This is a genomic window from Microcoleus sp. C2D2, from assembly GCF_036702495.1.
Classification (GTDB): domain Bacteria; phylum Cyanobacteriota; class Cyanobacteriia; order Cyanobacteriales; family Microcoleaceae; genus Microcoleus.
Window position 1 is genome coordinate 13,353 of sequence record NZ_JAUBTO010000064.1, and the last position, 19,886, is coordinate 33,238.

Sequence of the window (19,886 nt, forward strand, 5' to 3'; positions counted from 1 at the left end):
TTGCCTGTTCTTGAGAATGGTGCAAGATGTGAGGTAAATGGGAATTGAACCCAATAAACTTTAATAGCAACTCCTGCAAAAACCCGGTTTATTGAAGAAACCGGGTTTTTTAAGACAGCTAACTAACTTTTACCGTTACCGTTTCCATTGCCGCCAGCCGTTAGCAAAACCCGCTTAGCTAAAGGTTCCGGCACTTCTTGCAATCGATCGAACTCCCAATTAAAAAATCCTACTCCCATTGTCTGCGATCGCAATTCTACGATCAAATTCTGCATTTCTGCGATCGGCAAATAAGCAGAAACTGCATCCCATCCCTTCCAGCCTTTTTTACCTTCGTAGCCGAGAATTTGGCCGCGGTGTCCGCTGACCAACTGCAACACCTTTGATGTACACTCGTTCGGAGCGCAAATTTCAACTTTGGCGATCGGCTCCAGCAATGCCGGTTCGCACTTCGCCATTCCCTCCTGCATCGCCAAACGCGCCGCTTGCTTGAAAGCTTGTTCGGAACTGTCCACAGAATGGTAGGAACCGTTCGTCAGCGTCACCGCTACGTCTACCACGGGGAAACCCAGCGGGCCGCGGTCCAAATACTCGCGCACTCCCACTTCCACGCCGGGAATGTACTGTTTTGGGACGACGCCGCCGACTATTTTGTCGCTAAAGGTGAAACCTTCTCCGCGAGGCTGCGGTTGAATGTCGAGGTACACGTCGCCAAACTGTCCGTGCCCGCCGCTTTGGTGTTTGTAGCGCCCGTGGATGGAAGATGCTGGTTTGCGGATGGTTTCTTTGTACGGCACTTGCGGTAAGTGAGTTACCATCGGCAAGTTATACTTGCGGCGCAACCTGTCTAAGGCTACTTTCAGGTGGATTTCGCCTTGACCCCAAAGTATAATTTCGTGAGTGTCGCCGTGCTGTTCCCAGACTAAAGATGGGTCTTCTTCTAGCAATTTAGCTAAAGCCGAGCTCAGCTTAACTTCATCGTTGCGCTTTTCTGGGACGATCGCCAGTGCGTATACAGGCGGGATGATTTCGGCTTTTGGCAATTCTTCCGATCGGTCTAGCGCCAGCGTATCGCCTGTTTTCACGCCTTCTAGCCTTCCCAAAGCCACAATTTCCCCGGCGCTGACAGACTGCAAACTTTGCGTTTGCTGGCCGGTCAAGCGGTACAAACCGTTAACTCGAACGCCGTTCAAAATTGCTCCGTCTGCCAGCGTCCCCCGCCACATTCTCACTAACGATAGTTTGCCTCCCTGGGGTGTGTAATAGGTTTTGAGGATTTGAGCCAGAGCTTTGTTTTCACTTAGTATAATGCCGCGGCGATCGGCTGTAGTTTCCGGTGTCGGCGCTTCCCTCAGCAAAGCTTCCAGCAGGGGCCGCACGCCGAAATCTTGTTCGGCGATGCCGATGAATACTGGCACAATTAAATCTGCGCCTAATTCCATCTTTAAATCGCGGGTAATTTCTTCGGCGTCGGGATTGATTTCTTCGAGCAATTCTTCGAGTAAATGGTCGTCAAAATTCGCCAATTCTTCGAGCATTTGCTGCCGCGCTGCGCTTTCTTGTGCTTTGAGGTGTTCTGGAAGCGGGACGGGATCTGCGGCTGCGCCCGGATGGTAGTGGTAAGCTTGTTCGGTTACTAAGTCGATAAAACCGATGATTTGTTCGTTTTTGCCGATCGGATATTGGTGAGGTACGATCGGTCTGCTGGAAACGGATTTGAGCGCCTCGATCACCTCGGTGAAGTTGCTGCCGCAAGTAGTTTCGTCTGTACAAGCCCGATCGATCTTGTTGATGAAAACTAGGTGGGGAATTTCCCAATCGTCGAGGAATTTAAACAGGGGTGCGAGGGTTAAAGTGCGATCGGCTTGGGGTTCGCAAACAATTATCGCCGCATCCACACCAATCAGCGCATTGTAAGTTTCTTGGACAAATTCTATCGAGCCCGGACAGTCGAGAAATGTGAAGCGGACGCCTTCATATTCAGCGGTGGCGGCGTTTACTTCTACGCTCATTTGGCGATCGCGCGCTTCCGGCGAACTATCACCTATTGTGTTGCCATCTTTGACGTTTCCTTTGCGGGTAATTGTCCCTGTCACCGACAGCAAACTTTCGAGCAGTGCGGTTTTACCGCTTAAATAAGGGCCAACAATTGCAACGTTCCGCGTGGCCCCAATGACTTTTTCGTTCATATTGCCTCCAGCACAAAACTTGTTTTCCATTGCTCTTGGTGCAATCTGTTCTATACCATTTTCTAGACTTTTTCTAGGTTAATTTTTATTGCAGTTTCGAGCAATTTCAGATTTTGGTATGATTCTATACTTTTGACGCTAGCGTATTTTGAGTGAGGCAAACACAAATTGTAGTTTTTCTTAATATTTTTTTGAATTTTTAACCGCAGATGAAGGCAGATGAACTCCGATGAACGCAGATAAGACTTTCGTTCCCAGGAAGAGCCTGAGAACGTATTTCTAGAGGATATGCCTCGATTTTAGCGGTTTTTGGTGTCTAATTTCTCAGGAGGCGCAAACCGCTTAAGGTTACTATTACTGTAGAGCCTTCGTGACCGATGACGCCGAAAGGCATGGTGATATTTCCGAAAAAATTAGCTGCCAATAACAGCACAATGCAACTGAGTGCAAAAACAATGTTTTGTTTGACAACTTTTTGAGCGCGGCGACCTAAACTAATTGCTTTAGCTAGTTGCTCTAACTTATCGGCCATTAATACGATATCAGCAGTTTCTAAAGCAACATCGCTGCCGGAAATTCCCATCGCAATGCCCACGGAAGCTTGAGCGAGGGCGGGGGCGTCGTTGATGCCGTCTCCTACCATTGCTACCGTTTGATACTGGGTTTGCAGTTGTTTAATTGCCTGCACTTTGTCTTCTGGCAAAAGTTCGGCGTACACTTCTTTGATGCCTAATTGACGGGCGATGTGTTGAGCTGTTTGCTCGTTGTCGCCGGTTAGCATAATTATATGTTCTACGCCTAAATTTTGCAAGCGTTTTACCGTTGCTGCTGCTTCGGGGCGGAGGGTATCTGCTACTGCAATGATTCCCAAAAGCAGCTCGCCTTTTGCCACCCAAACAACTGTTTTACCTTCGGCTTGCAACTGCTGGCTGATTTGAGCTAATTCGGAAGTTGCTTCGACAAATTCGGCTTTACCAATGGCAATGATTTGATTGTTGACTTTGCCGACTATTCCTTGACCGATTTTTGCTTGTACATCGGTAGCGGTTGACAATTGTAACTGTTGCTGCTGGGCAGCGCTGACAATTGAAGAGGCGATCGCGTGTTCGGAATGAGCTTCTAGGGCGGCAGCCAATTGCAGAACTTCTGTTTCAGTATATCCGGCTGCTGGTACAATTTGGATAACTTCAGGTTTTCCCGTGGTGAGAGTCCCGGTTTTGTCAAAGGCGATCGCCCTGACTTTACCAATCATCTCTAATTGCGCGCCACTTTTAAACAAAATCCCCTGTCTTGCCCCGTTAGCAATTCCCGAAAGCAGCGCCGGCATAATCGAAGCCATCAGCGCGCAGGGGGATGCGACTACTAGGAAAATCAGCGCCCGATAGATTGTCTCTTCCCAATTCCAGCCCAAAACAAAGGGCGGCAAAGTTGCCAGCAGCAAGCCTAAACCGACAATTAATTTGGCATATCCGCGCTCGAATTTTTCCACAAACATTTGAGAAGGCGGCGCTGCTGTTTGCGCTTCTTGAACCAGCCGAATCACTCGCTGAATCAAGCTGCTTTCTGGAGTTTTATGAACTTCGAGTTTCAGCGCGCCGACACCGTTAATTGTACCTGCATAGACTTCATCACCGCTGGTTTTCTCCACGGGCATCGACTCGCCGGTAATCGAGGCTTGATCGATCGCACTGTAGCCTTCAATAATTATCGCATCAGTGGGGATGATTTCTCCGGGCTTGACTAAAATGTAATCGCCAATTTCCAATTTGTCGATCGCAACTTCGCGTTCCCCGCCGTACATTACCACCCTAGCAGTATCCGCAGTCAAACTCATCAAACTGCGGATGCTGCGTTCAGTCCGCTGCATAGCATAACCTTCAAGCGCGCCGCTAATTGCAAAGATTAAAATCAGCACCGCACCGTCAACAATTAAATGATATTCTTGCCGCCACAGCCCCAAACCGGCCGCGCCCAAAGCAGCGACAATCATTAACAAATCTACATCTAATTCGCGTTCTTGAAAAAGCGTAGTTAAGCCTTCGCGGGTGCTGGAATAGCCGCCGATAACATAAGCTGCGGGCAAAATTAACACGGCTAAACCCAGCCAGCCGAATTGCAGCGCTAGCGAACCCAAGATTACTAGAATTCCGCACAGGGCGGCAGTCACAGCATCTGGATGTTCTTCTGCTAACTGGGAGATGCGAGAAATTGACAAAGAATTAGAAATCATTTGTAAAGCTTGATTTGGTAGAATGACTCCTGTAGCCTAAACCTTGACATTAATGTCAATGTCAAGAGTAAAACCAAAAAAAATTACAAAACTCAATAACGCTGCATACCCATCTGCGTCCATCCGCGTTTATCCGCCCATATCTGCGGTTAAAAAATCCCATGCAAGAATACCTGACAATCAAACAACTTACAGAAGCGGTAAAAGGCACAATTACCCCTCGGATGGTGCGACATTATCACGCTTTGGGGCTGCTATCTCCGGCGGTGCGATCGACCTCTAACTACAGACTGTACACCCGCAGCGACGTGCAAAGACTGCAAAGAATAGTGGCACTCAAGCAGCAAGGCTTTCAACTGTCTCACATCCGCAAACTCTTAGAAACTGACGCGGATGCTTCCCCTGACGCGCTGATGGCGACTCTGCAACGGCAATATCTGTCGGTTATTCAGCAAATTGTTCGCCTCAGAGAAACGGCTTCGGCGCTGGAAGGATTGCTGGGGCGGGATATTTCCTGTCAAGCGGTGCAAGCGGACGCATTGGCGCAATTAAGGCTGTTGCAGGCGGAAAGTGAGGGGGGGTTGGATGAGTTGGAACAACTTTGGGAGGGTTGGGATGCGGGGGCGCACACTCACCCGGAGGTTTTTGGGGAGTCGTTGCAGCATTTGTTGCCGGATTTGGCCGATCGCTCGGAAATTGAGGTAGACTTGCTTTCTAAACTGGTGTTAGCCTGCGGAGATTGTTCGCTGCTGCCGTTTGTGAAGTTGAGCGCAACGGCGATTAAATCGGCGCGGGAAGCTTTGAAAAATCAGTGTCAAATTGTGGCTGATGTGCCGCCTGTTTTTGCTGCTTTGGATCGAACTAGATTGGCGCATTTGGGAACAAGTATTGCAACTTTAATTGATGACCCGCACATCAATGCTGCGGCGGAAGCGGAACAGGAATTCTGGCGGCGGGGTGAGTGGTTTGAAAAGTTGTTGAAACTGGAAAAAGGATGTATATTGGTGATAGGATATGCGCCGTCTGTGCTGATGGCGGTTTGCGAGGCGATCGAGAGCGGGCAACTGGAACCGGCTTTGGTAATTGGAATGCCGATCGGTTTTAGTCATTCTCCGGTGGCGAAACGGCGGTTAGTGCGATCGGGCGTTGCTTATATTACGACTCTGGGAACTTTTGGCGGCGGGTTGTTGGCGGCGGTTGCTTTGAATGCTTTGGTTGAGTCTTTGATTGAAAAGCCGAATTGTCATTGTCATCTTAAGTGAAGATGAAATTTAGGTTAATTGTGGCTTAATTTGTATTTTGCTCTTTCAGAGGTTTGAATCCCTGATAGGGAGTTAGGTTAATTGCGGCTTTACTCGCATTCAAGCAGTGCCGGGAGAATCTAATTTAGGTTTCAATCCCTAATAGGGAGTTAGGTTAATTGCGGCCTTTAAACCCTTCTGATAACCCATATTTGGAAACAAGTTTCAATCCCTAATAGGGAGTTAGGTTAATTGCGGCCGCGGATTACCGGGTCGCTCCCGGCTCAAGAAAATGTTTCAATCCCTAATAGGGAGTTAGGTTAATTGCGGCGGTTTGCGTCGGTTCCGCATTGCCTATGTTTACTACGTGTTTCAATCCCTAATAGGGAGTTAGGTTAATTGCGGCCTACCGGGTACAAATATTGCTTTATTGTTGCATCTCTGTTTCAATCCCTAATAGGGAGTTAGGTTAATTGCGGCTTGTTTTATGCCGGACAAGCCCCACCTAATTTGACTTTTGTTTCAATCCCTAATAGGGAGTTAGGTTAATTGCGGCACTCCACGACCAGATTCAACCGAGGTGAAAGCTTCGGTTTCAATCCCTAATAGGGAGTTAGGTTAATTGCGGCTATTAAGGTGCTTACAGATCTGCTTGATGCTTTTAACAAGTTTCAATCCCTAATAGGGAGTTAGGTTAATTGCGGCAAGACTTCCTGCGGTCTGTTCTGGAAACACTGGCAAGTTTCAATCCCTAATAGGGAGTTAGGTTAATTGCGGCCCAACAGAATCATCAAAGCCGACAAATTCTACGTTTCAATCCCTAATAGGGAGTTAGGTTAATTGCGGCTAGATCGCCCTTGAAATATTTGGCGGCAAACTCCCGGTTTCAATCCCTAATAGGGAGTTAGGTTAATTGCGGCTTTCTGTACGAAACCGAGCCCCACTGGCCGGATTTCGTTTCAATCCCTAATAGGGAGTTAGGTTAATTGCGGCCCGAGGCGATACTTGGTCGCAAGTTACCGGGATCGGTTTCAATCCCTAATAGGGAGTTAGGTTAATTGCGGCTTTTCGGATAATTTGAAGTCAAAGGGATCGCACTCGTTTCAATCCCTAATAGGGAGTTAGGTTAATTGCGGCTCGAACACACTCGCCTATGGAAGCAGTATCGCGGGTTTGTTTCAATCCCTAATAGGGAGTTAGGTTAATTGCGATTCGATTACGTCTACTGTATAGGGGGACTTGAAAAGTTTCAATCCCTAATAGGGAGTTAGGTTAATTGCGATAAAGTAACGGTGACTACGAGAATTTCCGTACTTAAGTTTCAATCCCTAATAGGGAGTTAGGTTAATTGCGATTGAACAAAGGCTCTGGCAATATAGTCATCGACAAGTTTCAATCCCTAATAGGGAGTTAGGTTAATTGCGATACAACCTTTTAATTAAAGATAAAGGTGCGCCAGCTTGTTTCAATCCCTAATAGGGAGTTAGGTTAATTGCGATTCAACATTTGGGCTGCACGAACTAGCGCCCGTTGCGTTTCAATCCCTAATAGGGAGTTAGGTTAATTGCGATGAGTCACCGCAAGGTTACAAAAAAGTCAGTTTCTGTTTCAATCCCTAATAGGGAGTTAGGTTAATTGCGATTCTAGCGAACTATGCTAGATATGCAGCCTCAAGAAAATTGTTTCAATCCCTAATAGGGAGTTAGGTTAATTGCGATTCGCACAACACCCTAAATTCTCGCCATCCTTGCGTTTCAATCCCTAATAGGGAGTTAGGTTAATTGCGATTTGCAGCCGCGCAAGCTGGTACTTGGATCGTTCTACCAATGTTTCAATCCCTAATAGGGAGTTAGGTTAATTGCGATTTGTTTGGTACTGAGCTTTTGCTCCCATCAACTGTGTTTCAATCCCTAATAGGGAGTTAGGTTAATTGCGATCAACAAAACGCTGCAATTAGTAGAAGCAATTGCCCGTTTCAATCCCTAATAGGGAGTTAGGTTAATTGCGATAAGGTCTTCGGGCAGTGTTGGGGGGCAAAACAATTGTTTCAATCCCTAATAGGGAGTTAGGTTAATTGCGATTTTCGGGCGGATTGACTTTTGGATTCTCTCTTTTAGGTTTCAATCCCTAATAGGGAGTTAGGTTAATTGCGATTTGAGGAGTCATAAGCTCACAACAACAATATTTGTTTCAATCCCTAATAGGGAGTTAGGTTAATTGCGATCTTTTGCAGCATTTTTAATGCTTTTAGCGCGTGTGTTTCAATCCCTAATAGGGAGTTAGGTTAATTGCGATTAGTCTGAAATTGTCCCTGAGATTGTAGATACGGTCGCGTTTCAATCCCTAATAGGGAGTTAGGTTAATTGCGATAAGCTGGTGAACTCCGAAAGCAGCTTTATGTTCTCGTTTCAATCCCTAATAGGGAGTTAGGTTAATTGCGATGCGCAAAATCACCACCAAAAGCATTAGGGAGTGGGTTTCAATCCCTAATAGGGAGTTAGGTTAATTGCGATGTCCTGAAGTCCAGCGTTTCTTCTAAATTTTCCGCGTTTCAATCCCTAATAGGGAGTTAGGTTAATTGCGATAAACAACGGACACCAGATGCAGTGTTATGGTGCGTTTCAATCCCTAATAGGGAGTTAGGTTAATTGCGATCGCCCGTTCCAGAAGCATTGCTGTATTTAGTTTTCAAGGTTCAGTTGCGTCTGCGTAAAACAAAAGTATCATTTGGGCCTTCCACTTGTCAATACCAAAATTTTCATACAGCCCTCAAACCCTTATCCTGCATTGATTTCAGCGATCGCGTCTACCATTTTATTGGTAGAAGTGCCTCAAACCCTTACAGCACATACATTGTAGCCCCCCAATTTAACACCTCGATTTTTACACCTACTCATAGACGCATTTTCCACCCAAAAACAGACATCAACCGATCGCCACTTGCCCCAAGCCCCCCAAACAGTACCCGAAACCACGCCCCAAATCGCCCCCACACCAGCCCCCACGATCGCCCCCGCCACAGGTCCCAACTCCACCGGCACCCCAGCGCTAACAGCCGGAAACATCGCGGACACCACCGCACCCCACACAGCCCCCGCCAAAGTCCCCAAAAAACTGCCCCAAATCGCCCCCAAAGCCCCACCCCTCACCCCCGAAGGTACTCAGCTACTCACCATTGTCTTTGACCCTGGTGAGTATATAGCAATCCTTGCAGGAGTCGTAAATTTTTTACCCCACCCCAACCCTCCCCTTAGCAAGGGGAGGGAGTAAGAAATTCACAAATGATTTAGGATTGCTATATCTTGTACTTTTTGAAAGGCAAGCTCAGTTATTGGGGCTGCCGATCTTCCACTGAGACTGCATCTTTGACTCGTATTTTTGGTTTGCTCTTAGCATAAGGACGAATCAAGGCAGACTTCTTAAGCCGTTTGACGCCACTCAAAACCAAGAGTGCAAACAGCGTTCCTATCAAACTCATCACCCACAAACCGCAGCCTGCAGCTGCACCTAATCCGGCAGCCAACCAAATAGTGGCGGCGGAAGTTAATCCTTTGACTTCAGCTTTACCCAGTGGGTATTGAGTTTGTTGCAGAATGATTCCGCCTCCGAGAAAGCCTACCCCTGTGGCAACTCCTTGGATAGTTCGGCTCAAAGCATTGGAAGAGGAAAAGGTGCTGTCGCCATCCATCTGCAAAGGAATCATTACAAATATAGCTGCGCCTAGACTCACAATCATAAAGGTTCTTAAACCTGCTGGTCTACCTGGCTGCTCGCGGTTCATGCCGATCGCGAAGCCTACGAGTAGTGCAGCCGTCAGCCTAAAGGTGACTGTTTGCCAATCGTTGGGGCTGAAAAAGATAGAACTCATTGCCTGTACTCCTACTAGAACGGGCTCTTCACGCGCACGCATTCCCAGGCGTGGCAGGCTGACTTAATCTAACTCCGATTAGCCGCTAGATTTACTAGGGAATCTGGTTAATTTTAAGTTAAGACTAAGTTAAATTCAAGTAGAGGTTCGGCTCGATGTGCGACCCGGAAACGTCAAACGCTGGAACTCCCACGCTTTATTCAGGCGCTTGGCTAATAGGTTGCAGAGAAATATCTGCGGTTGCAAATTTACATCGTTGCTTCTTCCTTCACATCGTTTCCCGTTGCATGGGCACGATAAAGTCAAGGTCAATAATTCCTGATTCCCCGACTCCCGACTCCCGACTCCCCACCCCCCATCATTCCGGTGTAACCGGAATTGATATCACCACTTCCCCAAAGCCCCCCACACAGTACCCGAAACCACCCCCCAAATCGCCCCCAAACCAGCCCCCACGATCGCCCCCGCCACAGGCCCCAACTCCACCGGCACCCCAGCGCTAACAGCCGGAAACATCGCAGACACCACCGCACCCCACACAGTACCCGCCAAAGTCCCCAAAAAACTGCCCCAAATCGCCCCCAAAGCCCCACCCCTCACCCCCGAAGGCTGAAACGTAATCGGCAGCTTCGGCGAAAACCCGCACACACCCAACAAACCCCCAGAAACCACACCCCCAATAGCACCCACACCAGCCGCCACGATCGCCACACCCAGCAACAAACCCGCAAACTCATTCAGCGGCCGCATCTGGCCGCTGTACTGCTGCCAAACCACCAGCCCAGACCCCAAAAAAACACCGGCCAGAGTCCCCACAAACGAGCCCCAGACCGCCCCCAAATACCCTCCCCGCCGGCCCCACACCCTCCCCGCCGGCAGCGCCAGAGGAGGCCGAAAACTCGCCCAAACACAGCCCCAGACAGCACCAACCACCGCCCCAGCCAAAATCCTCTCCCCCACTCCCGGAGTGCTATTAATCGCCCCAAACACCGCACCGCCGATCGCCGCCAACAAAAAAGCGCCCCAAACCGCCCCCACCAAAACACCCCCCCACTTCCGCCAAATCTGATTCGGCGGCAAAGTAAAAATGCCCCACATCATCCCAAAAAAACAGCCCCAAATCGTACCAACAAAAATCGCCCCCAAAATAGCGCCGCCGCCCTCAGCCATTACCGAATAAATCCCCCCGATCGCCGCCAAACACAAACTGCCCCACACACCTCCCCAAGCAGCATCCTGAAAAAGGCGTTCAAACTTGCCCGCCGGAACCTGAGGGGCAGGAGTCCGACTCCGAGACATCGGCATCGGTAGCAAAGGCACTGCGTAGTGGCCGAGTTGGCGCGGCAGCCCCGTGGCGGGCTGTAGCCTCCGCCCTGCGGGCTCCCTCACGACAGGCCGCGGTTGGGGCTTTTTAGCCTTGATTTTCGCAGGCTGCAAGTGCAATCCGTGGCTGACTGCTTGTCGCGAAGGAAACGGATCGCGCCCTTTCAGGAGTTTGGCCCGATCGCACCAAGGGCACCGACTGAGATGATTTCCGTATTTATGCTGACTGTTTTTGCTGCAAGTTACCAAAGCATCTTCCGCTTCCCGAATCGCATTCACCCAAGTTTTCGCATCCGGGCGCGCCGAAGGATTGCCGTGCCCTTCCTCAAAACAGCGGACAAACATCTGCTGCAGTCGCGGATGCAGCATCTCAAAAGGAGGCGCAGCCGGCATCGGGCGGTAGGGAATCCGCTTCGTACCTGTGGGGAAATGGCCCGATCGAATTCTCGCTTCCAAAGACGGCGGTTCATCGCTACCGAGATAAACTCCCGAAAACGGGTGCGTACCTTCCATCAGCAATTGAAAAATTAATACAGCTAAACCGAACAAATCGTGCTCTGGAGCTCGATCGATATCGCGGAAAGTCTGGCCCTGCAACTCCGGCGGCGTAAACTCGGGTTTCCCCACGGGACACCGATAAACGTAACCCGTATAAGGATCGCGCACTTGAAAGGAATCCGTGTCTACCAGCGTTACCAACGCCGTATCCGTGACGAGAATGTTCGACTCGTTCACGTCGCCGATGACGTAACCCCTGATGTGGAGGGCGTTTACAGCCGAGGCGAGATTTCTGGCCGTGCGGTGGAGGTAAAGATAGTTAAATAGCGGTTTTTGTTCGCGCCTGGTTTTGGGAGTGTAGAAAGTGTGTACCGGCTTCACTTTGTTGACGCGCGGCATCACAAAACCGACGATTTTTTCTCGCCCGCCCACAGTATGCAGCAAATCGATCGGCCAAGCAATGGAAGCGTGTCCGGGTTCCGCGATCGGCGCATCCGGCGGCATACTGAACATGACAGTGAGTTTGTCGCCGTCTTCGTCTGTCGGTCTGTGGTAGATTTTTGCTACAAGGGACGAGTCTTGGGCGATCGGGTAGATGCGGCCTTCACCCCCGCTGGCGATCGCGGTTTTGGTGTCGATCGCAATCAGTTGTCCGCTAAATTGGCGCTGCAACTGCATAGAATTCCGTTAGGGGATAGAGGATTTGGAAGCCATGGCTCAATAAATTTGACTTGCCCATTAAATCTTACCAAGAAATTGGGTTTAAAGCCCCGTCCTTATAGGACGGCTTTAATTAATTGCCTACCTTATAAGCGTTTAGTCACTTAATATTTATTTTTCAAATTTCACTGTATTTTATTAAAAATAGAGTATAATTATAGTATACTACAGGTAGAATAACCGCCGATACACATGAGACACCAAGCTCAAACGACTGGTCGGGAAATAATAATAGTTAGTGGGTGGCGACAACCACGAAAAAAACAGCTAGGCTAACTAACGTAAGCCAAAACCAGAAAAGTAAAATTTTGGAAGTTAAACCGTACCGTAGGGCATACGGAAGAGAAGTAATTCTCGAACGCTTGGGGAGATAAAACCCTCTGGGACTAACTAAATTAGGCTCGATACTTGGTTCAATCGAACGGGTATTTGGTTTAAGTATTGCCGCAAGGATAGCTAGTTTTAAGGTGTGTCGCCAGAACCAAGAATCCCCGCTGCTTTAGCACGGGGAGTGTCAACTTTCTTATGACTTAGGCACCGATGCCTCGAAACCGGGTTTTTCACCAAAAGACGCGTTGCAGCCCGCAGATTCGGTAAAAAACCCGGTTTCTTGGGTGGGAGTGCGCAAGCCCTGTTTCTGTTAGTGGGATGGGCGTCCCGCCCGTCCCTCAGTTAGTGGGATGGGCGGGACGCCCGTCCGCGCTATCAAAATTAGATGTGAACCAGGTTCTAATCCACCGACAATAACAACATTTTATCCTCAATTTTTTGTCGGACGGCCGGTGTCACCTGACAATTATTGCTGTTGAGGCATTCCACCAGCAAGTTTTGGGCATAGTAATACTGTTTCAGCAAAGTTTTCTGTTGGGGGCGAAAGTCTCGATTGTAGCCGATCGCAGTTTTGAATTTTGCCAGCCAACAGCCACCGAATTCTTTGCGCCACTTTTTCCAGTTTTGCAAATCAGGCATCTGAGTCTGAAATTGTGCCAGCAGTTGTTTAAGTTCGGGTTCAATATCCAGCGCCAAAATGCCCACCAAGATACCCACCACATCATTATTATCAAAAGCCAATTTCATAGACTCGTTAACATCCGCAAATTCTACATTTTTTTGAGCCTTTGCCAAACTCTTCCGCAACTTGCGAACTTTCGATCTATCAAACTTCAGACTCGGGTCGAGGACGCGAGTCAAAGCCAAATCGAGCACGCAAACTAACGCCACATAAAAAGCGCGAATTTCCGCCTGTTTGAAATTCCTTTGCACTAACTGAGACTTATGATTTGCCCAGATTAGCAACTGCTGCAATGTTTCATCTTTAGCAGCCATACTGTCTAATTTTTCTTGCATCAGCAGCAAAAGTTCATCAGCAGGTTGCAAAATGCTGACAACTCTCACAAATTCATTTTTCCACTTTTTGTCTGTAATCCGGCTGACCAATTCTGGCAGCGATTCAGGGTTGGCACTGTCAATCAGATATTCTGGTTGAGTGTGGGTTTCCTCTAGGAGTTCGTCAACTGCGCTTTTAATAAAGTTATCCACCAACCAGTCGCGGGTTCGCGAGAAATTGCTCTGCAATTCCAGGTAATGACTGCCTAATTTGGCCTTAAAGTCTTTGGGAAAAATCTCTTTAGCCACTAACATATTTTTCCAGCGAGTTAGCTGGCTGGCGTTGCGTTCGGGAAAGCGGTTGTACAAATAGTCGATCGCGATCGCATCTAGAATATCGGCCCCCAGCATTTCCCGCCGTTTTACCTCGTTTTCGGGCCGTATTAGTCGCCGCTGAGTTAGATCTAGATGCTGGCTAACTGTTGCTTCAATCAAGTGCTGAATCAGCCAGTTTCCCCCTCGAAAAAAATCGCGATCGTACTCCAAGTAAATCGCGCCAAACAAAGCCTCAAAAGTCTCCGAAAGCAATCTATTGTACTCGCTTTCGTCTGTTTGTTTCCGATTCCAGACGCGCCAACCGAGTTCGTTTAATTTCAAATTTTGTGCAAATTCCGCCAGTTTTTTCGGGTCTGCTAAACGAGCTTTTAAGGTTGAGATAGCATCTGCAGCTAGTTCTGGATATTCGCGGTACAGGTAATCGGTAACCACAGCACCCAAAATCGCTCCGCCTAAGAGTGACAGCCGTTTGTACTTAACCTCTTGCCAAGGGGGAGACTCCTCGGGGCGATCCGAGTAATCGCTGGTATAGTAACGGCAATTCAAGGCGATTTCCAGCAGTTTTGTCTGCTGAAAGCTGGAAATGTCGATCGCTGCTTTGACTGCTTCAATATCTACCTTTTTAATTTTTATTAGCTCTAATTCTTCTTCACATTTTCCCCACTTTTCCAACCAATCACCGCCAGCATCTTCAACATACAAATCCACAAAATCCACCCCGTAATTCATCCATTCATCCTGCATGATTCGGGCGGCTTCCAGTTCTTCCCTGACTTTTTGCAAATTATTTTCAACGGTGCTCGTACCTTGTGCTGTCATAGTATTTGCTTCTGATGTAATTTGATTTTCTTTCCAACAATTTCACCGCGATTAAATCAAATCTCTATTCAATTTAAAGCGAATTGCTAGTTATTTCACAAGATTGATTGCTGTGGTAAATCTTCCCGTTGCTTAGCCAGGACTTCCTCCGCACCTGTTGCCCTTCATCGTGCCAATAATCGCCTAAAAACCTTTGTATCTCTCGTTTATAGCCGAGTCTCGATCCCCCTAAATCCCCCTTAAGCCGGGGGACTTTAAGCAGACTCCTGTCCCCCCTTTGAGAATGGGGGTGCCGGGGAATCGAGAGCCTAATACTCAAACAGCAGACCGGTACTAAGTTTGACATTAAATTGACACCTATGCCTGTTGCCACCGCCTGGCAGACCCCGGACGCAACCAGAAAAGGAGAGGAAGAATCTTGCGCTCGCCTTCCCTTGTGCGGGAAGCTGTCTGGGCTAGGTTTTTGGTCTTCGCGAGAATTGTGCAATATGTGAGTTAGTCAAAATTTCTTTTTCACCGAGTTGGGAGCAGTCGAACTATTCTCAGCAGCATATCTGCTTGATTTACGGGAACTTGAGGTAACGACCTGCGGGCAAATTATCACTATTATATAATGCAATGTTAACTAACTGATTCAGGAAATTTGCATCGTTCTTATCATAACTTAAAAATAATCCCCTGTCAATCCCCCAATCTTGAAGAGTTTGTTGCCAATTTTGATATTTTTGTTCGGAAAACTCATCCGAAAGAGTAGTAACTTGAATGCAGAGGGGCTGCTGTTGGCGGTTGCTAACGATCGAATCAGTTGCCATAGAAAGATCTGCAACATATCGATACAAAACAGTGCCTTGGCGATCGACAATTCGGGCTGCGATCGCTCGAATGACGAGATCGTCAGCCGGATCGAATTTACCAGATTTCAGTTTTTGTTTCCAGATGTAAAATTTGCGATCGTTTTCGTTCAGCCATTTAGGAAATAGATAGCTGTACCAATACCTTTCCCCGGGCGTCATTAACTCAAAAGCGGCTTGCTGTTCTCTTCCTGAAGGTAGAGATTGAACGGCCAGCCAAACCTGAGAATCTCGGATAAGCTGCAGCAAAAAAGCCATCACAAATTTTTTAGCAGTTAGCGAACCGGGTTTAACATCTTTAACCCAGCGATTGATTTCATCCAATCTTCTCGCTAAACTCGGATCTATTAGATCTGCGTCGCTAATTAGGGAGTTGAGCTTATCCTTAATCTCTTGTGCTTGCAAATGACGACCTACTGTACAAACTAAAGCAGAATTGTTGACAACTCGATTTTATTATAGAACCGCGCCAAATTTTCACCGCTCGCGAGACAGCGCTAACAATTTTTGTGGGGTAGGTATCCTGACAGCCCTTGACTTGATTTTTAGGAGATGTCTATTGAATAGTTGCTGCCGATTCCCGCAGGCGCAGGTACAATAAAACCAAATAAACATTCATCAACGGCACGGTAAAAAATCCGAGTACATTACCCGCAAGCTTAGATGCTAGCAAATTTCCCGTCGAACTGATTAATAGGACAATCAACACTATTGGCACGGAAACCACAAAAACGATCGGCAAAGTCGATCTAAATACTAACCACCAGCGCCCTTTAGTTAATTTCCAACTGCTGCTAAGACTGTCCAGCGGCGAAGAGTTATCAATGACGGTAGCGTACAATGAAAATATTAAGCGATATGATACATAAAGCCCGGGAATTATTAGTGCAATGAAGCCGGCCAACACCAGCCCCACAAACATAATATAAACCAAAATAAGGTGCAGCAATCTTCTGTTTGCTTGATTGAAAGCTTGACCAACAGTTACTTGATTTCGAGTCAAACTTCGGTAAGTGTAGAAAATCATGGCTCCCGACAATAAAGGAACTGCCACGAACGAGTAGATAATATAGAAAACAACACCGGCTGAACCGAGATTGTCCCAACTATTGATCGCGGACAATATCAAATTGGGAAAGTTGATTGTCAACAGGGGAGCGTATAGAGGTCCCGCAGTAGCAAATGTTTCTCGCAACAAAGCTCTGGCACTAATTGGTGGATCTGTCATAATTTTTGATCCGCTTTTTGTAAGTGGAGTTGAACAGACTAGACATTGCTCGAAAAAGTTGCTAACAATAATGTTAAGTCATCATCGGTGCGTTCGGAAACGCGGGGCGATCGCAAAAATGACTCTAACTGCTGTTTCGCATCTTCTTCTTCTTTCCACTCGCCAGAAAACCGAAACAAAGGCGCAAAAAACGGCCCGTGGGGCGTGCCTTCCGGGATTTTGAGAGCTAGCATTTGCAAGCCGTCGGAAAACACGGCCAAGTGCCGCAGTTTTTCCCGCAGTACCTGAAATTGCGCTGTTTCTATCGCATTCGGCGAAATCAAAAAAATGGTTTCGTTGATGTATTCGCCGCAGGGAGGTACAGTCAGGGCGATCGCATTTCCTGCACTGTCACCTGCTACCGCCGCACCGTCACCGATTTGAGCAACTGCGATTAATTCTGGGGTAGCAACAACAGCAATTAAAGTGCAGGCTAAATCTCTCGCAGCCACTTCCCGCACTGCCGCTTCTGCTTCCACCTGCGCCCGCGCGACTTGCAGTGATGCTGTCAAGAATACCTGCCATTCGGCGTCATTGTGAGGCAGCCTTTCCTGTTGCTGGCAAATCGTTTCGACAACCGCTTCCACAGCAATTTTCGCCCCTACTTCTGCGAGTGCTGCCGAGCCCGCGCCGTCGGCAACTGCTGCGGCTAAAACACCGTTCGGCAAGATGCGCCAGCAGTGGGCATCTTGACAGGGCTGCGATCGTTTTTCGTGGCTCGTACCTATCACCGATGCCGCTACAACTTGCCAATTAAAGGATGAATTCTGCATTAATAACTCTTTAACTCAAAACTTCGTAAATTCACAACTATGCAAAGTCTGGACGGGTTTATTTATCCCTAATTACAGCACTTTTCTGCGTTCGTAGGTACTAGCCCTTGTAGGGACACGGCACTTTTACTAATGACGAATGACCAATGACTAATGACTAATGACTAATGACTAATGACCAATGACGAATGACCAATGACTAATGACTAATGACTAATGACTAATGACCAATGACTAATGACCAATGACTAATGACTAAACTGTTCCCCATCCGGGCGGCGGCAGTGCTACTTGTTCGTCAATTTTTGAGTGAGAAACTCTCTGCATACTAGCCGACAGCCAAATGAACATCTCTCTAAAGTCTAATCCTCTCAATTTTACAGGCGTGCGCTCGACAATTTGCGCGAGACGGGTGATATTAGCACCTTCCACTCCGACTGCAAAAAATGCCACGCGCTTGTTAGTTTCTTCCTCTTTAATCCGCTGTGCTGCTATTTCCACAACATCGTCAGATTCGCCTTGAGGTTCGCCGTCGGTAATCATAAATACCCACGGGCGGTAATAGGTAATGCCGTTGTTGCGGTATTCGGATTTGCGGGCGGCAATGGTATCTAGCGCTAGCTGAATGCCTGCGCCCATGTGGGTTTGTCCTTGAGCTGTCAGCAGTGGCGTCTCGAACTGGTCGGCGGTCACGAAGTCTTGCACGACTTTGATATGATTGTCAAATGAAATAATCGCCACTTCGACTCGCTTTTTAGCTAGTTCGTCTTTAATTAGGTCATTCCTAAAGATTTCCAGCCCCTCATTCAAGGCATCTATGGGTGCGCCTTGCATGGAGCCCGAGGTGTCCAGCAGGAGGACGCAGGGACAGCGCGGCTCTGGGTTTTCGGCAAATTCTACGGCTTCGTCTAGTCTCATGGTTCGGGGTTGACCTGGGAGTGGCTCGATTTCTAGGTTTGTTACTTTACTCTATCAAGTCAGTAACAAATTTAAGTGCAAATTGCTAGGGCGATCGCATTTTACCATTTACGTCAATCGATTTTCGATTTTCGATTTTCGATTTTCGATTAAAGAATAGGATATCTGCGGTCAAAAAAATTGAAATTCGCTGCTGGCCGTGGTACGATCGACAAATAGCGTTCCTGGAAAATCCGGGTAAATCTTGTCAGTAACTCAGGGCTAAAGCCACTGAGCTTGTAAGAGAGATCGAGCAAGCTATACTGACCCGCCTAAGTCTTAGCTGACTACGTTATTTAGGTCATAACACCGGTGAATGCGACGCTAGTTTTGGGCTCTGTTGTTTACAGTTAAACAGTTTTAAAGTCCCTGAAACAGTGCTGTAAGCCGAACAAGCCTTTATAACAAAGGCACAAAGCGAACGTTACCCCGAAAGGGAGATTGAGGCAGCCATACCTCACGGGAGAGGCAACCATACCTCTCCAACCCCGAAAGGGGATTCAAGGCGATTGAAATCGCCGGGTCGTTTTCCTCTCAGGACTAAAGTCGCGCTCGGAACCCACTTACCGAACTTTTTTTATGATTGCAACAGTCACACAAAAATTAACCTTTGACCAATTCCTTGTAGAATGTCCAGAAGATGGACTCTATGAACTGGTAAACGGAGAAATTGTAGAGATTAATTCTACAAGAAATCATGATGATGTTGCTGATTTCATGTTATTTCGCTTCAACGATGAAATCCGGCGACTAAGTTTTAATTATGTAGTCAAAAATACCGCCGTTATCAGAACTGTAACTAAAGCCGGAATCGAACAAGGGCGGAGACCGGATGTCAGCGTAATAGATCGCGATTTGTGGCGCTCGAACCGTTCTGCTTATTCTGCCTTACGAGAACCAATCCAACTGGCAGTGGAAGTAACATCAACAAATTGGGAGGACGATTATATAGACAAACTGGACGAGTATCGGCGTTTGGGCATTAAAGAATATTGGATAGTCGATTACTTAGCAATTGGCAGTAGGGAATTCCTGGGAAATCCCAAAGTTCCAACTATATTTGTTCACCTTTTGGATGCAGAGGGTAACTATCAAATAACTGCGTTTAAGGGCAGTGAACGAATTGTATCGCAGACTTTTCCAGAATTAACGCTGACAGCAGAAGAGGTGATGAATGTTTAAATTCGGTTAATCCAGCTAGCCAGACTATTATCTATAAAAAATCACTGAAAATAAATATGAAATCTGTTTCGGAAAAAAAAGCTATTAGTCCTTGGAATTACAAACCGTGGTGGTGTCAGCCTTGGTCTATTCTTTTGACAGGCACGAGTCTGATTTCGGGTAGTTGGTTTTTGTTGAAAACTATTTGGATAACTGTTTTAGTGGCGATTCCTTTATTGGCTTGGATGGGATTTTTCTTATTAGTTTGGCCGAAGTTGATGCAGTCGAGCGGGGTTTTGGATGCCGATGCAGATTAGGTTGTTGTGG

General features: G+C 47.5%; 13 protein-coding genes and 1 CRISPR repeat array. Of the genes, 3 read left to right on the forward strand and 10 right to left on the reverse strand.

Annotated features, from left to right (window positions below; genetic code table 11):
• Window positions 1–122: 122 nt before the first annotated feature.
• Together QUB61_RS20550 and QUB61_RS20555 are read right to left on the reverse strand one after the other, a co-directional pair.
• Window positions 123–2,189: an elongation factor G gene (locus QUB61_RS20550; RefSeq protein WP_333124717.1), complete on the reverse strand. Its 2,067-nt coding sequence runs from the start codon at window positions 2,187–2,189 to the stop codon at window positions 123–125.
• Between the two features lie 316 nt (window positions 2,190–2,505).
• Window positions 2,506–4,419 (reverse strand): heavy metal translocating P-type ATPase, encoded by a 1,914-nt coding sequence (locus QUB61_RS20555; RefSeq protein WP_333124665.1) that lies wholly within the window; start codon window positions 4,417–4,419, stop codon window positions 2,506–2,508.
• 161 nt (window positions 4,420–4,580) lie between these two features.
• On the opposite strand from QUB61_RS20555, the gene QUB61_RS20560 reads away from it, so the two are divergent.
• The gene (locus QUB61_RS20560; protein ID WP_333124668.1) at window positions 4,581–5,681 is read left to right on the forward strand and encodes a precorrin-8X methylmutase; all 1,101 of its coding nucleotides are present in this window, start codon (window positions 4,581–4,583) and stop codon (window positions 5,679–5,681) included.
• Window positions 5,682–5,732: 51 nt separating this feature from the next.
• Window positions 5,733–8,315: direct repeats of the CRISPR family, unit length 37 nt; unit sequence GTTTCAATCCCTAATAGGGAGTTAGGTTAATTGCGAT.
• 176 nt (window positions 8,316–8,491) lie between these two features.
• Here QUB61_RS20560 and QUB61_RS20565 read toward each other — a convergent pair.
• The 8 genes from QUB61_RS20565 to QUB61_RS20600 form a co-directional block, all read right to left on the reverse strand.
• A complete protein-coding gene (locus QUB61_RS20565; RefSeq protein ID WP_333124671.1) occupies window positions 8,492–8,809 on the reverse strand; it encodes a hypothetical protein in 318 nt (105 codons plus the stop codon).
• Window positions 8,810–8,988: 179 nt separating this feature from the next.
• The gene (locus tag QUB61_RS20570; RefSeq protein ID WP_333124674.1) at window positions 8,989–9,528 is read right to left on the reverse strand and encodes an MgtC/SapB family protein; all 540 of its coding nucleotides are present in this window, start codon (window positions 9,526–9,528) and stop codon (window positions 8,989–8,991) included.
• A 384-nt stretch (window positions 9,529–9,912) separates the two neighbouring features.
• Entirely contained in the window at window positions 9,913–12,027 is a 2,115-nt protein-coding gene (locus tag QUB61_RS20575) for a DNA-binding protein (protein WP_333124677.1), read from the reverse strand.
• A 771-nt stretch (window positions 12,028–12,798) separates the two neighbouring features.
• Complete coding sequence (locus QUB61_RS20580) at window positions 12,799–14,550, reverse strand: NACHT C-terminal helical domain 2-containing protein (protein WP_333124680.1); 1,752 nt, start codon at window positions 14,548–14,550, stop codon at window positions 12,799–12,801.
• Between the two features lie 563 nt (window positions 14,551–15,113).
• A complete protein-coding gene (locus QUB61_RS20585; protein ID WP_333124683.1) occupies window positions 15,114–15,806 on the reverse strand; it encodes a hypothetical protein in 693 nt (230 codons plus the stop codon).
• A gap of 151 nt (window positions 15,807–15,957) precedes the next feature.
• Window positions 15,958–16,629 carry a hypothetical protein gene (locus QUB61_RS20590; protein WP_333124686.1) on the reverse strand — a complete coding sequence of 224 codons (672 nt, stop codon included), beginning with the start codon at window positions 16,627–16,629 and terminating at the stop codon, window positions 15,958–15,960.
• Between the two features lie 38 nt (window positions 16,630–16,667).
• Window positions 16,668–17,441, reverse strand: a complete 774-nt coding sequence (locus QUB61_RS20595; protein WP_333124689.1) for a PP2C family serine/threonine-protein phosphatase — start codon at window positions 17,439–17,441, stop codon at window positions 16,668–16,670.
• 255 nt (window positions 17,442–17,696) lie between these two features.
• Window positions 17,697–18,359: a VWA domain-containing protein gene (locus QUB61_RS20600; protein ID WP_332953856.1), complete on the reverse strand. Its 663-nt coding sequence runs from the start codon at window positions 18,357–18,359 to the stop codon at window positions 17,697–17,699.
• A gap of 618 nt (window positions 18,360–18,977) precedes the next feature.
• On the opposite strand from QUB61_RS20600, the gene QUB61_RS20605 reads away from it, so the two are divergent.
• Together QUB61_RS20605 and QUB61_RS20610 are read left to right on the forward strand one after the other, a co-directional pair.
• Window positions 18,978–19,580, forward strand: a complete 603-nt coding sequence (locus QUB61_RS20605; protein ID WP_333124692.1) for a Uma2 family endonuclease — start codon at window positions 18,978–18,980, stop codon at window positions 19,578–19,580.
• Between the two features lie 56 nt (window positions 19,581–19,636).
• Window positions 19,637–19,876 (forward strand): DUF6737 family protein, encoded by a 240-nt coding sequence (locus tag QUB61_RS20610; protein ID WP_333124695.1) that lies wholly within the window; start codon window positions 19,637–19,639, stop codon window positions 19,874–19,876.
• The last annotated feature ends 10 nt before the right edge of the window (window positions 19,877–19,886 follow it).